Source organism: Comamonas sp. Y33R10-2 (genome assembly GCF_019355935.1).
In the GTDB taxonomy this organism is placed as follows: Bacteria; Pseudomonadota; Gammaproteobacteria; order Burkholderiales; family Burkholderiaceae_C; genus Comamonas.
In genome coordinates this window covers 2,430,401-2,444,985 of the sequence record NZ_CP079925.1, presented here as the reverse complement: position 1 = coordinate 2,444,985, position 14,585 = coordinate 2,430,401, and the positions used below count along the sequence as shown (strand labels likewise).

Annotated in this window: 12 protein-coding genes; 9 read left to right on the top strand and 3 right to left on the bottom strand. The window is 59.4% G+C overall.

Annotated elements, in window-relative coordinates:
- The first annotated feature begins 103 nt into the window (after nt 1-103).
- The 4 genes from KUF54_RS10885 to KUF54_RS10870 all read left to right on the top strand — a co-directional run bounded on the left by KUF54_RS10885 (nt 104) and on the right by KUF54_RS10870 (nt 4,735).
- Nucleotides 104-1,066 carry a nuclease-related domain-containing protein gene (locus KUF54_RS10885; RefSeq protein WP_219342851.1) on the top strand — a complete coding sequence of 321 codons (963 nt, stop codon included), beginning with the start codon at nt 104-106 and terminating at the stop codon, nt 1,064-1,066.
- Nucleotides 1,067-1,122: 56 nt separating this feature from the next.
- Entirely contained in the window at nt 1,123-2,115 is a 993-nt protein-coding gene (locus KUF54_RS10880) for a DUF2157 domain-containing protein (RefSeq protein WP_219342850.1), read from the top strand.
- A complete protein-coding gene (locus KUF54_RS10875; protein ID WP_219342849.1) occupies nt 2,112-3,956 on the top strand; it encodes a GDYXXLXY domain-containing protein in 1,845 nt (614 codons plus the stop codon). The genes KUF54_RS10880 and KUF54_RS10875 overlap by 4 nt, the downstream gene beginning before the upstream one ends.
- 284 nt (nt 3,957-4,240) lie before the next feature.
- Nucleotides 4,241-4,735: an META domain-containing protein gene (locus tag KUF54_RS10870; protein ID WP_219342848.1), complete on the top strand. Its 495-nt coding sequence runs from the start codon at nt 4,241-4,243 to the stop codon at nt 4,733-4,735.
- 108 nt (nt 4,736-4,843) lie between these two features.
- Here KUF54_RS10870 and KUF54_RS10865 read toward each other — a convergent pair whose 3' ends face one another.
- Nucleotides 4,844-6,085 carry a mechanosensitive ion channel family protein gene (locus KUF54_RS10865; RefSeq protein WP_219342847.1) on the bottom strand — a complete coding sequence of 414 codons (1,242 nt, stop codon included), beginning with the start codon at nt 6,083-6,085 and terminating at the stop codon, nt 4,844-4,846.
- Between the two features lie 370 nt (nt 6,086-6,455).
- Here KUF54_RS10865 and leuS point away from each other — a divergent pair, with 370 nt between their 5' ends.
- The 3 genes from leuS to holA all read left to right on the top strand — a co-directional run bounded on the left by leuS (nt 6,456) and on the right by holA (nt 10,944).
- A complete protein-coding gene (leuS, locus tag KUF54_RS10860) occupies nt 6,456-9,137 on the top strand; it encodes a leucine--tRNA ligase (RefSeq protein WP_219342846.1) in 2,682 nt (893 codons plus the stop codon).
- 186 nt (nt 9,138-9,323) lie between these two features.
- Nucleotides 9,324-9,836, top strand: a complete 513-nt coding sequence (gene lptE / locus KUF54_RS10855; protein ID WP_219342845.1) for an LPS assembly lipoprotein LptE — start codon at nt 9,324-9,326, stop codon at nt 9,834-9,836.
- 61 nt (nt 9,837-9,897) lie between these two features.
- Nucleotides 9,898-10,944: a DNA polymerase III subunit delta gene (holA, locus tag KUF54_RS10850; RefSeq protein WP_219342844.1), complete on the top strand. Its 1,047-nt coding sequence runs from the start codon at nt 9,898-9,900 to the stop codon at nt 10,942-10,944.
- Nucleotides 10,945-10,992: 48 nt separating this feature from the next.
- Here holA and KUF54_RS10845 read toward each other — a convergent pair whose 3' ends face one another.
- Both KUF54_RS10845 and KUF54_RS10840 read right to left on the bottom strand, forming a co-directional pair.
- Complete coding sequence (locus tag KUF54_RS10845) at nt 10,993-11,181, bottom strand: hypothetical protein (RefSeq protein ID WP_255576034.1); 189 nt, start codon at nt 11,179-11,181, stop codon at nt 10,993-10,995.
- Nucleotides 11,182-11,337: 156 nt separating this feature from the next.
- On the bottom strand, nt 11,338-11,640 hold the full coding sequence (locus tag KUF54_RS10840; RefSeq protein ID WP_219342842.1) for a hypothetical protein: 303 nt from the start codon (nt 11,638-11,640) through the stop codon (nt 11,338-11,340).
- Nucleotides 11,641-11,757: 117 nt separating this feature from the next.
- Here KUF54_RS10840 and KUF54_RS10835 point away from each other — a divergent pair, with 117 nt between their 5' ends.
- Both KUF54_RS10835 and trkA read left to right on the top strand, forming a co-directional pair.
- Nucleotides 11,758-13,038, top strand: a complete 1,281-nt coding sequence (locus KUF54_RS10835; protein ID WP_219342841.1) for a glutamate-5-semialdehyde dehydrogenase — start codon at nt 11,758-11,760, stop codon at nt 13,036-13,038.
- Nucleotides 13,039-13,118: 80 nt separating this feature from the next.
- Nucleotides 13,119-14,579 carry a Trk system potassium transporter TrkA gene (gene trkA, locus KUF54_RS10830; RefSeq protein WP_219342840.1) on the top strand — a complete coding sequence of 487 codons (1,461 nt, stop codon included), beginning with the start codon at nt 13,119-13,121 and terminating at the stop codon, nt 14,577-14,579.
- Nucleotides 14,580-14,585: the final 6 nt, after the last annotated feature.

Below are 14,585 nucleotides of genomic sequence, written 5' to 3'. Positions count from 1 at the left end.
TCCCCCCTCTCTCTTCGGGAGGGGGACGACAGCCTCGCTGCGCGGCGGCGCTTGCTTGCTGTCCCTTCTTGGGTAAGTGACGGTTTTTGGCTTTAGGGGCGGTATGAATCAGATTTTTGCGACGGCCTTTCAAGGCCTGTTTTTGTATCTAGTGCTGGCGCTGCTGGTGGCTGTGCTGCTGGGCGTGTTGCGCTCGCCGCGCTTCAAGGGCTGGCGTGGTGAGCGGGCGGTACAAAACACCATTCGCAGGCAGCTCAATCCGCTGGTTTATGTCGATCTGCACAACGTCACCCTGCCCACGCGCGATGGCAGTACGCAAATTGATCATCTGATCTTTTCGCCCTATGGCCTGTTTGTGCTGGAGACCAAGAACTATCAAGGCTGGATTTTTGGCAGCGAGCGCCAAGCGCAGTGGACGCAGCAAATCTTTAAAAAGCGCAGCCGTTTTCAAAACCCGCTGCGCCAGAACTACAAGCACACCAAGGCAGTTCAAGAGTTGCTGGGCGTTGCGCCCGAGCAGGTGCATTCCGTCATCGCCTTTGTGGGCGAGTGCGAGTTCAAGACCGAGATGCCGCCCAACGTTACGCGGGGCGATGGTTTTGTGAGCTTCATCCAGAGCTTTACACAGCAGGTGTGGGGCCCTGAGCAGATGCAGGATTTGCTGGATAAGTTGGAAGAAGTACGCCTGCAACCGGGCCGTGCTACGAACAAGCAGCATGTGGCGCATGTGAAGGAGCTGCAGGCCGCCAAGTCGCAAGCTAAACCAAAGTCGCGACCCACGCCTGAACCCGTGGCCCAGCCAGTCAGGCCGCCACCGCCCGATGCTGTTGATATCTTGCTGGAGCCGGTGACATCTGCAGCTGCTGAAGTGGCGGTGCTGGCAGAGGCGCCTTCTGCGGCTCCCGTGGCTGTGAAGTTGGCGAATGAGGTGCGCGAATGCCCGCAGTGCACTTGGCCGCTACGCAAGCTGGTGATGCAGCGGGGGCCACTGGCCGGGCAGGGCATCTGGCGCTGCACCAATACGGCAGCTTGCAGCTTTGTACGAGAAGATTCCTCACAAAGCTGATTTGTCAAAGTCCGCGCTTGCCATGCATGATGGACTGATTGAACAGAAAGCATGTGATGGACCCCAATCTGTATCAGGCCTCCCAGCCACTGGTGGCCGACCAAGTGCGAGTGAAAGAGCGCGTGGCGCAGCTCTATCAACTGGCTGTGTCGCCAAGCCAGCCGCAAACCATGCAAGCGCGTGTGCGCACCGGCCTGCTCTTGGTGGCAGCCCTGCTGCTGGGCTGCGGTCTGATTTTCTGGATTGCGGCCAACTGGCAAGAGCAGTCCCGTCTTTTCAAACTGAGCCTGATTGAAGGCGCACTGGCGGCATCCGTGCTGGCCGCCTGCCTGTGGCCGCGCATGCGGGTGGCGGCACTGTTTTGTGCCACGCTGGTGCTAGGCGGCTTGCTGGCGTTTGTGGGGCAAACCTATCAGACCGGGGCCGATGCCTGGCAGTTGTTTGCCGTGTGGGCCGCGCTGTCGCTGATCTGGGTGGGCATGCTGCGCAGCGACTGGCTGTGGCTGCTATGGGTGCTGATAGTGGCGCTGGGCATTGTCATGTGGACGGGGCGGCTGGACTGGTGGAATGTGCTGTTCCTTGGCAATGGCTGGCAGTTGAGCAGCTGGCTGAACATCGGCCTGTGGCTGGCGCTGCTTTGCGTGCCTACCCTGGTTTCGCTGCTGCCCTGGTTGCGTGTGCAGGGCGGCATGGGCTGGTGGTCGCACCGCGCGGCATTGACCTGTGCGCTGGCGGTGTGGAGCAGCATGTTTGTAGCGCAAATTTTTGATTTTGAGGAGCGTGGCACAGGGGCTGTGCTGGTCTGCACGCTGGCACTGGTGGCCGCCAGTCTGGTGCTGTCGCTGCACGGGCGCTTTCAGGACTATGTCTCGCTGTGCCTGGCTACGCTGGCGGCGAATGTGCTGCTGCTGTCGGCTGCGGCGCGGGCTTTGGTGAGTGCGGATGTTGGGGGGCTGCTGATTTTTGGTCTGCTGGGGCTGGGTTGTCTGGGCGGATCGGTGCGCTGGCTGATGAGCGTGCAGCAGCGTATGCGGGAGGAGCAGGTATGAAGCGTTTTTCATCACAGCCTCACTGGTGGCCTGCCGCTCAGCAGCAAGGGCTGGTGCAGGGCAATGCTGCGCCTGCTGATGTACACGAGCCCTCAGTGCTGGTCATTGCCATGGCCATGCTGGGCGTACTGGTCTGCATGGTTCCGCTGATCGCGTTTGTGTTCCTGGGGCTGGGCGACGAGGTGTTTTTAGGCGCTGGCGGCATGGTGCTGGGCTTGCTGGCGCTGGCCGGTGGTGGGTTTTTGCTGCGCAGCGGGCCGCAGGCTTTTGCGGGCTGTGCAGGGCTGGTGCTGTGGTTGATGGGGCAGGCGTTGCTGCTGATCAATTTTGGTATTGATCACCTCGAGTCTCGCCCCAATTTGTTGATGGCTTGTGTGTTGACGGCTGCCATGCAGATGCTGGGCGCATGGCTGTCCCCGGCGTGCTGGATTCAGACCATCATGGGCGTGGGCTGGGCGGTGGCTGCCTTTGTTTTCTTCATGGTGCTGCAAAGCTGGTTGCCGTGGCTGTTGCCGCTGCAGCTCGATAGTCTGCTGCTGCTGGCTCTGTGGTGCCTGTGGCTATGGGGCGAGCCCGCCCGGCTGGCCCAGCCCCGGCGAGGGTTGGCACATGCACGCTGGGCGGTGTTTGCCGATGCCGCGATCGTCGGGGTGCTGCTGCTCATCGCCAAGGGCAGCTACGGCAATGCCTGGCTGGATGTGCAGGGGCCGATGGGCTGGAACTCAGATGGCAATGAAGGTTGGCAACAAAGCTGGAGCTGGGTTTTGATCGCCGCACGCTGGCTGTCTGCGGCAGAGGTCTTGCTGGCTACGGCGCTGCTAGTGCGCATCTGGCGCGACCGTGGTTTGTTGCATGCCCGCATGTCGGCATTGTTAATGCTGACGGGTATTTTGCTGGCTGTGTGCGCATGGTTTCGCGTGGATCTGGGAGCGATCGCTTTGATTGCCGCGGCCGCACTGCTGGCTGGGCGCTGGCGCATTGCTTTGCTGTGTGGGTTGCTAGGCCTGGTGGTGCTGGGTCAGTTTTATTACGAGTTGCACTGGCCGCTGGCCATCAAAGGTGTTGGGGTAGCTGTACTGGGCGCTGTGCTGCTGGCAGGCCTGTGGGTGCTGCGCCAGCGCACTGCTGCAGATGCTGTGCCGCAAGCCGCGCAGCCACAAACGCGTAGCAACAAGGCTCAGCTAGGCTGGATGCTGGCGGGCGCGGCGCTGGTGTTTGGCGCGGTCAACTGGGACGTGCGCGGCAAAGAGCAAGTCATTGCCCACGGCCAGCGCATTCTGGTGCCGCTGGTGCCCGTGGACCCGAGGTCGCTGATGCAGGGTGACTATATGGCGCTGCGCTTTGATCTGCCGCCCGCCGTTAGTGAAGGGCTAGAACATATTAGCGCCCCCACGGCTTATGTGCGTGCTGTTGTCGATGGGCAAGGCATTGCCACGGTGCAGGCGCTGGTGGCTGACCGCAAGCAAGCTGGCGAGGGCGAGGTGGTTTTGCCGCTCAAGCGGCTCAAAGGAAAGTGGGTGCTGGTGACCGATGCCTATTTCTTCCCAGAAGGGCAGGGCACACATTTTGAAAGCGGCAGATATGGCGACTTTCGCGTGCTGCCCGACGGTCGCGCTCTGCTGGTGGGGCTGGCCGATGCCGGGGGCAAGCTCATGCAGCCTTTGCCCGGCGGCCCTCTCTGGAGCAGGAAATCTGTGGCTGATGGCATCAACCCCAGCGAGCGCGCCGCTGAGGCACAGGCCGAGGCGGCTGTAGAGGGTGTGGAGACAGTGGAGGGTGCGCAAGAGCAAGCACAGCAGGCTGCGGGCAATGCCCTTGAGTCGCAGAAACCGCGCCCATAGCGGCATCTACATTGCCCCGCCCCTGCTGACTTAGAGGTAGCCACCAATGATCAAAAAGCCTCTCACGAGGCTTTTTGATCATGAAGTAGCTGAACTAGCGGCTGTCACGCTCTTGCATGGTGGACGCAGAAATCGTGATGGATGGTGGCATGACTGCAGGTCATGACTATGTGGAAATGCCCGGCACACCGGGTATGACGCACTCCTGAAAAATGAGCTGCATAGCGCCTATGCTCTAATCTTTAGCAGCATTTTTTCCATTCATTCATTCCTTCCTTCATGCTATGCGTGCCACATCTCATTTCAGAGGCTTTTTTCGCCCAGCGCTGGGCGCACTGTGCATGCTGTGGGCACTGACGGGCTGCACGGCCGAGGGGAATCCGCTCAAAGGCATGAGTGAAGCCCAAGCCATGGCGGCAGAGCCTGCGCCGCTGCTCAATACTTACTGGAAGTTGGTGCAGATGGGGGACGGATCGCATGTCAGCGCTTACGACAACCAGCCTGAGCCGCATCTGGTGCTGGAGAGCGGCACCGGCCGCTTTCACGGCGCGGGGGGGTGCAACCGGCTGCGGGGCAGCTATAGCTTGGATGGGCGCTGGCTGCGTTTGCCCGTGACGACGACGACCCGCATGGCTTGTGTGCAGGGGAGGCGCAGGGAGCAGTTGTTCATCAGCACGCTGGCGCAGGTCAGCAGCTTTGCCGTGCAAGGCCAAAAGTTGACGCTGACCGATGCCGATGCGCAGGTGCTGCTGCGCTTTGAAGCGGTGTATTTGCGTTGAGCTTTTGCGTGAAAGCCCAGCGCAGGCTCGCTGCCCAAGAGCCCAAGAGCCCAAGAGCCCAAGAGCCCAAGAGCCCAAGAGCCCAAGAGCCCAAGAGCCTCAAAGCGATTACTGCATTGCTGCCGATGTAGCGGTGGCTGGTCCGGGAATGGGGTAATGCATTCCATAGTCCGACGAGCGCTGATACAGCTTGAGGCCAAAGCGCGGCAGCATGCCCATCAGGTGGTCAAAAATTTCACCCTGAATGGCTTCGTACTCCACCCAGATGGTGGTTTTTGTATAGCAGTACAGCTGCAACGGCACGCCCTGAGGCGATGGCTCTAGCGTGCGGGCCAGCAAAAACATGCCCGGGCCTTGGTGAATGCGAGGGTGGGCCAGCAAGTAGGCGTAGGCATAGGCCTTGAAGGCGGCCAGATTGCTGACTTGATCGGGTGCAATCATGTGGCCGCTGGTGGCGGTAATGGTGCCGGGCTGGGCGTCATCTACAGCGCGTAGGCCCGTCTTTTCATTCCAATAATCACGCAGCAGTCCAATATCTGAAAGGGCATGTTGCTCATCTTTAGATAGCAGGTGAATGCTGTGTGCATCCATGTGCAACGAGCGCAAAATGCGGCGCCCGCCAGACTCGAACATGCCGCGCCAGTTCTTGAAGCTGTCGCTCATCAAGCGCCAAGTGGGGATGGTGGTGATGGTTTTGTCGAAGTTCTGCACCTTGACGGTGTTCAGCGCGATGTCGATCACAAAACCGTCGGCGCCGACTTGGGGCATTTCAATCCAATCGCCCACGCGCAGCATGTCGTTGCTGCCCAGCTGCACACCGGCGACAAAGGACAAGATGGTGTCCTTGAACACCAGCATCAACACGGCCGACATGGCGCCAAGGCCCGACAGCAGCAGCAGCGGCGAGCGGTTGAGCAGCGTGGCCACGATAAGCACGGCGGCAAAGCTGCACAGCAGCAGCTTACCCAGCTGCACATAGCTTTTGATGGAGTGTTGCTGGGCGGCAGCTTTGCGTTCCTCGTCCTTTTCATGCTCCTCGTTGAGGGCGTTAAGCAGGTCACACAGCGCGCGCGTCAGGTGGTAGACGGTGAAGGCAATTGCCACATTGGTGATTAGCGTGGCCCAGCGCGGCTCTAGGTGCGGCACGCTGACAACGCCAAACTGGATGATGAGCGAGGGCACGACTTTGGCCATGCGGCGCAGCACCTTGTCATGCATGAGCACCAGTGCCCAGCGGGCCTTAAGCGTATCGCGCATATGGCGAAACACCTTAAGCCCCACCAAGCGAGCCAGCCAGCCGGCCAGCATGGCGATAAAAGCCAGCGCGCACAGGGCCGCCAGCGTTTGCATGGAAGGGTTCCACTCAGAAGCAAAAGACCATAGGGAAAGCAACTAACAGCTCCTTAGCAAGTAAATTCTTAAGGGTGAGGTGCGAAGCCGGGGCTTTCTGGCGGGCTCTGCTTGGGTTGAGCAAAGGGCAGGCGGCGGCTGGGCAGAGAGTGTGAGACAGTGGGCGCAGGCCAAAGTTCAGTCCAAAGCTTACGCATAGCTGCATTTCCGTGCATTGCACGCGGGATGCCGACAGGGTAGAAGGCGCAGTGCAGTCTGCGGTCATGCCCTCTGAAACCGGCACAAGCGGTTGGGCAGCCTAAAATCCCTGCTGATTTCAGATTACTACCTTGCCGTGACCCAAGGGGGCTGGCGGCCAATGCACTGCACCATGCAAGAAAAATTCAACCACATCGACGTCGAGCGCGCCGCTCAAGATCATTGGCAAGCCAAGGACGCTTATCGCGTCACCGAAGACAGCAGCAAGCCCAAGTACTACGCTTGCTCCATGTTGCCTTACCCCAGCGGCAAACTGCACATGGGCCATGTGCGCAACTACACCATCAACGACATGCTCACGCGCCAGCTGCGCATGAAGGGCTTTAACGTCCTCATGCCCATGGGCTGGGATGCGTTTGGTCTGCCCGCTGAAAACGCGGCGCTGAAAAACAAGGTGCCGCCTGCCAAGTGGACGTACGAAAACATCGCGTACATGAAAAAGCAGATGCAGGCCATGGGCTTGGCCATCGACTGGTCGCGTGAAATCGCAACCTGCGACCCTGACTATTACAAGTGGAACCAGTGGCTGTTCCTCAAAATGCTGGACAAAGGCATTGCCTACCGCAAGACCCAAGTGGTGAACTGGGACCCGGTGGACCAGACCGTGCTGGCTAACGAGCAAGTGATTGACGGCCGCGGCTGGCGCACGGGCGCGCTGGTGGAAAAGCGCGAGATCCCCGGCTACTACCTGGCCATCACCCAGTACGCGCAAGAGCTGCTGGACCATGTGCAAATGGGCAATGAGAAGGCCACGCTGACCGGCTGGCCCGACAAAGTGCGCCTGATGCAGGAAAACTGGATTGGCAAGAGCGCCGGTGTGCGCTTTGCGTTCACGCACGACATCAAGGGCGCTGACGGCAACCTGATTCAAGACGGCAAGATGTACGTCTTCACCACCCGTGCCGACACCGTCATGGGCGTGACCTTCTGCGCTGTGGCGCCTGAGCACCCGCTGGCCACGCACGCTGCGGCGGGCAAGCCAGACCTCGCTGCCTTCATCGAAGAATGCAAAAAGGGCGGCACCACGGAAGCGGAACTGGCCGTGCGTGAAAAAGAAGGCAAGCCCACCGGCCTGTTTGTCACCCACCCCATCACCGGCGCGCAAGTCGAGGTGTGGATTGGCAACTACGTGCTGATGAGCTACGGCGACGGCGCTGTGATGGGCGTGCCAGCTCATGACGAACGCGACTTCCTGTTTGCCAACAAGTACAACCTGCCTATCAAGCAAGTGGTGGCGGTTGAAGGTCAAGCCGCTTACGACGACAAGCTGTGGAGCGACTGGTACGGCGACAAGGAGCGCGGCGTATTGATCAACTCTGGCGAACTGAATGGCCTGAACCATAAGGATGCCGTGCAAGCCGTGGCCAAGATTGTGGGCGACAAGGGTTTGGGCGAGCTCAAAACCACATGGCGCCTGCGTGACTGGGGCGTGAGCCGCCAGCGCTACTGGGGCACACCTATCCCCATCATCCACTGCGAAGATTGCGGTGCCCAGCCTGTACCTGAGAAGGACTTGCCGGTTGTGCTGCCGGAAGGTCTGGTTCCGGACGGTTCGGGCAACCCGCTGATCAAGAGTGAAGAGTTCCACGCCGGTGTGGTTTGCCCTTGCTGCGGCAAACCTGCCCGCCGCGAAACCGACACCATGGACACCTTCGTGGACAGCTCGTGGTACTTCATGCGCTATTGCGACGCCAAGAACAGCGAGCAGATGGTGGGCGCTGGCGCTGATTACTGGATGCGCGATCAAAACTCAGCCACTGGTGGCAGCGGCATGGACCAGTACATCGGTGGTGTGGAACACGCCATCCTGCACTTGCTGTACGCACGCTTTTGGACCAAGGTCATGCGCGATCTGGGCCTGCTCAAGATCGACGAGCCCTTCACCAAGCTGCTCACGCAGGGCATGGTGCTGCGCGGTGCGTACTCACAAAAACTGCCCAGCGGTGCCAAAGAGTACTACTGGGAAAAGGACGTGGACGTTGCGACCTGCACGCTCAAGGCCGACGGCTCCAAGCTCGACTACGAGATGACGACCATGTCCAAGTCCAAGAACAATGGCGTGGACCCGCAAGAGCTGATCGAAAAATACGGCGCCGACACCGCGCGTCTGTACACCATGTTCACCTCGCCGCCTGAGCTGACACTGGAGTGGAATGAGTCCGCCGTCGAAGGCAGCTACCGCTTCCTGCGCCGCGTCTACAACTTCGGCGTCAAGCTGGCGGGTATGGACATGGCTTCGGCTGTGGCCGGCGTGGCCGGTGCCAAGTCGCTGGACGATGTGGAATTTAGCAAGGCTGCCAAGGCCCTGCGTCTGGAAATCCACAACGTGCTCAAGCAAGTTGAGTACGACTACTCGCGCATGCAGTACAACACCGTGGTCTCTGGCGCGATGAAGATGATTAACGCGCTGGAAGACTTCAAGGCGCTGGATGAGGCGGGTGCCAAGGTCGCATTGATCGAAGGCTTTGGCATTTTGCTGCGCGTGCTGTACCCGGCAACGCCTCACGTCGCCCATGTGCTGTGGAGCGATCTGGGCTACGCCAGCCACATGGGTGATCTGCTGGATGCCGCATGGCCCCAGGTCGACCCCAAGGCGCTGGTGCAGGACGAGATTACGCTCATGCTGCAGGTCAACGGCAAGCTGCGCGGCTCCATTGTGGTGGCTGCCGGTGCGGACAAGGCCACCATCGAAGCAGCGGCTCTGGCCCATGAGGAGTACCAGAAGTTCGCCGAAGGCAAGGAGCCCAAGAAAATCATTGTGGTGCCTGGTCGTCTGGTGAACGTGGTCATTTAAGACTCCCACTGAGGCGCTTTGCGCCTTCCCCCTCTCTTGCTTTGCTTCGCAATGCTGGAGGGGGACAATACCTTTGCTGCGGGGCGGCCCTTGCTCGGTATTGCTGGCGCAAGGGGCGATGCCCGCCGTGATGGTTTCTGCCGCCTCTTTGGGAGCGGCAGGATTTTGTAGATAAAAGGACCGTTGATGCAAAAACGTACGCTGCTGGCCGCTATGGCCTTGACGCCTTTGTTGGGGGCCTGTGGATTCCGTTTGCGCGGTGCTCCGAATTTTGTGTTTCGCTCCATCTACGTGCAAGCCGGGCGTGGTGCGCCTGTGGGCACGCTGCTGCGCCGCAATCTGGAGTCGTCTAGCGACAGGCTCGTGGTCATCAAAGACCCAGCGTCACCCGATACGGCCGATGTGATCTGCCAGATCGTCGGCGAGCAAGCCCAGCGCATCATCATCGGCTCGAATGTGGCCGGTCAGGTGCGTGAAATTGAGCTGCGACTGCTGGTGACTTTTTCGCTGCGCACGCCAGGTGGCGATATGGTGATTGAGCCCACGACGATTCGCCAGATTCGCAACGTGACTTATAACGAAACCAATGCCTTGTCCAAGGCGGCAGAAGAAGAAATGCTCAACAAGGACATGCGTAACGATATCGTGCAGCAGATCATTCGCCGTTTAGGCGCGGTGAAGAGTCTGGAAACTTCTTAAATTGATAGCTGCTAGTCCTTATAGATAAAAGACTAGCGGTTGATTTGATACATAAAACCTCATGCAGCTTGCGCTGAACCAGCTTTCCTCCCATCTGGCCAAGGGCTTGCGCTCGCTCTATGTGCTGCATGGCGATGAGCCGCTGCAGCTGCAAGAAGCGGCAGACGCCATTCGCGCTTTGGCGCGCACCCAGGGCTATACCGAGCGCAGCAGCTTCACCGTGATGGGAGCGCACTTTGACTGGAGCAGCGTGCTGGCGGCGGGCGGCTCATTGAGCCTGTTTGCCGATAAGCAGATTCTGGAAGTGCGCATTCCCAGCGGCAAGCCCGGCAAAGAAGGCGGCGCAGCGCTGCAGCAACTGGCCAGCAGCGCGCAGGGCAACGACAGCACGCTGACCCTCATCAGCCTGCCGCGCCTGGACAAGGCCACGCGCACGGGTGCATGGTTTTCGGCGCTGGATGCGCAGGGCGTCACCATTCAGGTTGAGCCCATAGAGCGCGGCGCGCTGCCGCACTGGATTGCCCAGCGGCTGGCGTTGCAAAACCAGCGCGTGGCTGCGGGCGAAGAAGGCCAGCGCACACTGCAATTTTTTGCCGACAGGGTAGAAGGCAACTTGCTTGCTGCGCATCAGGAAATTCAAAAGCTGGCGCTGCTGCACTCCGAGGGTGAGCTGAGCTTTGCGCAGGTCGAGCAGGCCGTGCTCAATGTGGCGCGCTATGACGTGTTCAAGCTGTCTGAAGCCGTGCTCTCTGGTCAGCTGGCGCGCACCATGCGCATGCTCGATGGCCTGCAGGCCGAAGGCGAGGCTGAGGTGCTGGTGCATTGGGCGCTGGCCGAAGATATTCGCAACATCAAACGCGTGAAAGATGCGATGGCGGGCGGCAAACCTCTGCCCATGGCGCTGCGTGAAAACCGCATCTGGGGCCCGAAAGAACGATTGATGGAGCGTTTAGTGCCGCGTGTCAGTGATGACAAGGCTGCGCAGCTGCTGCAATCGGCCCACGCGGTGGACGGTATTGTCAAAGGCCTGCCCAGTGAGGGCTGGCCCCGTAACAGCTGGCAGGCTTTGCGCCAGCTGGCCATGCAGTTGGCACAGTCGGGTCGATAAAACAAAAAAGGATGCCGTGAGCATCCTTTTTTGTGAGCAGCAGAAGGCTTATTGAGAGTTATCTGCTGCAGGCTGGCTCGACTGCTGATGCTCATCAATTTTCTCTTCAATGATTTTCTCGCCTTCAAAGCCGGCAACAGCTGCCATGCCCTTTTTAAAGAAACCCGCATTGGGGTCAACTTTGTCCAAGGCTTCTTCTGCAACCACAGCACCCACGATTTCGTTGAGCAGTCCCATGAACATCTCCAAGCAAGTTAAGAGGTTCCCAAGGTAGCCAGGCGTGCAGTGCAGCACCAGCGGTGTTACGGCCTTTTACGCGCAGACAAAAAACTTTATGTTGGCCGCATTTGTTTGCAAATTTCGAGATCGCGAAAGCCTGTTTTTCAGCAAAATTTAAGAAACAAGCTGTCTCTGCGCCTTGTCCGCCCACAGTTGCAGGTTATCCAGCAGGCCTTTTTGGCTGAAAGAGCAGCTTTCCTCAGTAAACAGCGCGCTCGACTCGAGCCGGTCCAGCAGATTGAGCAAGACCTCTTCATAACGTGGCGGCAGTGACTGGAACAAGGCGGTGGCGGCGCGCGCTTGCTGACCGAGGGCCGCAGCCGTGATTTGCGTTTGCGCCAATAGCTCAAAACCGCTGCGCAGTTGCTTGAGCTGCTGCGCAGCTTCTTCAAGAGCCGGTGAGTTGCTTGCTGTCATAGGTTCCCTTGCGATTTTGATGCGGGCTCAGGTGATCAGTGTAGGTGGGTGGTGACCATAAACCTGCTCTTGGCTAAGCTTGTCTGCGCACATGGCATATCTCGGCGAAAATACACCATGAACGCGCTCAACACCGTCGAATACATGCATGCCCTTGGCGCACAGGCAAAATCTGCCTCTGCCCTTATGGCTCGTGCATCTGCAGCTACTAAAAACAAAGCACTTAAGGCGCTAGCCCGTCTGCTGCGCGAGCAAATCGAGCCGCTGCAGATCGATAACGCCAAGGATTTGGAGCGTGCCGTGGCCAACGGCTTGGCCGCCCCCATGGTCGATAGACTGCGCTTGACCCCCAAGGTTTTGGAGACCTGCGCCGAAGGCTGCGAGCAGTTGGCGGCCATGCCTGATGCGATTGGTGAGATTAGTGGCCTCAAGCAAATGGTCAGCGGTATTCGCGTCGGTCAGATGCGTGTGCCCATTGGCGTGTTTGGCATGATTTACGAAAGCCGCCCCAATGTGACGATTGAAGCGGCCAGCCTGTCCATTAAGAGCGGCAATGCTTGCATCTTGCGTGGCGGCTCTGAAGCGATTGAGTCGAACAAGGCGCTAGCCAAGCTGGTTGCTCAGGCGCTGGCTGAAGCCGGCCTGCCAGAAAACGGCGTGCAATTGGTGGCTACGACCGACCGCGATGCGGTGGGTCAGTTGATCGCCATGCCTGACTACGTGGATGTCATCATCCCCAGGGGCGGCAAAGGCCTGATCGAGCGCATCAGCCGCGAGGCCAAGGTGCCCGTCATCAAGCATCTGGATGGCAACTGCCACACCTATGTTGATGATCCTTGCGACATCGCCATAGCGGTAAAGGTGGCCGACAACGCCAAGACCAGCAAATACAGCCCTTGCAATGCCAGCGAAAGCTTGTTGGTGGCGCGAGCTGTGGCAGCCGAATTCTTGCCCCAGATTGGCGCCGTTTTTGCCGCCAAGGGTGTGGAAATGCGTTGCGACCGCGAAGCACTGGCCATTTTGCAAAGCGTTAAAGATGCCAAGCTGGCTGAGGCACAAGAGCAAGATTGGTACGAAGAGTATTTGGCGCCCATCATCAGCGTGAAGCTGGTGGACGGCGTGGATGAGGCCATCGCCCACATCAACAAATACTCCAGCCACCATACTGAGTCCATCTTGACAACCAATCACCAGCACGCTCAGAAGTTCCTGCGCGAGGTGGATTCGTCCAGCGTCATGGTCAACACCAGCACCCGCTTCGCGGATGGTTTTGAATACGGCTTGGGCGCAGAGATCGGCATCAGCACCGACAAGTTCCATGCGCGTGGTCCGGTGGGCATAGAAGGTCTGACATCGCTTAAATATGTAGTCTTGGGCGACGGCGAAGTTCGCTGCTAAAGATTGCTAGCCGGGGAAGCCGTTAGTGGCTTTTTCCGGCGCTGAATTGATACCGCTTGGGTTTCCCTCTCCATAACACCATGAAAATCATCATTCTGGGTGCCGGGCGTGTAGGTCAAAGTGTGGCCGAAAGTCTGGTTTCCGAGCAAAACGCAATCACTGTGATCGACACCGATGCTCGCGCCGTGCGTGACTTGGAGTCGCGCTTTGACCTGCGCGGCGTAGTCGGCAACGGAATTGATCCGCAGGTGTTGGCCGAGGCGGGGGCCAAAGATACGGACTTGCTCATCGCCTGCGCGTCCATGGACGAAACCAATTTGGTTTGCTGCAAGATTGCACAGGCCATGTTCGAGATTCCCACCCGTATTGCGCGGGTGCGCTCTTCGAGCTTTGTGGTGGATGACCCCATGCTGGGCAAAGACGGCTTTGCGGTGGATCGCATCATCTGCCCCGAAGAATCTGTCACCAACTACATCACCAAGCTCATCGAGTACCCTGAAGCCATGCAGGTGCGCGCCTTTGCGGGCGGCCGTGCGGCGCTGGCTTCTGTGCGTGCCCGTGCGGGTGCGCCTGCGGTGGGCTTGCAAATTGGGCAGGTGCGTGAGCGAATGCCTGAGCTGGCCATGCGCATCGTGGCGATTTATCGCCGCTTCATGGATGAGCCTGACCGCTTTGTGCGCTGCGATGGCGGCACGCGCATCGAGCCCGGCGATGAAGTCTTTATGCTGGCCGCAACCGAGCATGTGCCCGAGGCGCTGAGAGTTATTAACTTGCCTGAAGGCCGCCCTAGCCGTCCTGTGTACCGAATCATGATTGCCGGTGGGGGTCAGGTGAGCCTGCGCCTGGCCAAGCGACTGGCGCAGACGCCGGGGCGCTTTCACGTCAAGATCATTGAGCACAATGCGCAGCAATGTCTAAACCTCGCGTCCGTACTGCCGGCCGAAGTGCTGGTGTTGGAGGGCGAGGCGACGGATGAAGATTTGCTAGAGGAAGAGGGCATTGAAGATGTGGACCTGTTCCTGTCGTTGACGGACGACGATGAGGACAACATCATGTCCAGCCTGTTGGCCAAACGCATGGGCGCGCGCCGCGTGCTCTCGCTTATCAACCGCCGCGCCTATGCGGACTTGATGCACGGCACGCAGATTGATATTGCGCTGTCGCCCGCGCAGGCCATGCTGGGAGAGTTTTTGGCCTATGTACGCCGCGGCGATGTGCAAGCCGTACACAGCTTGCGCCGTGGTGTGGCCGAGGCGCTGGAGATTGTGGCGCGCGGTGACCGTAAAAGCTCGCGCGTGGTGGGCCGCAAGGTGGAAGAGCTGCGCCTGCCTGAAGATGTGCATATCGGCTTGATAGTTCGCGGCATACCCGAAGGCAAGACCTGCGAAGAAGTGAGCGATTTGCTGCTCACCACGGAGGTCATCATTCCGCGCAGCAATACGGTGATCGAGTCAGGTGACCATGTAGTGTTCTTCCTGCCCAACAAGCGGCTGGTGCGCAACGTGGAAAACCTGTTCCGCGTCAGCGCTACTTTTTTCTAAGCTTCA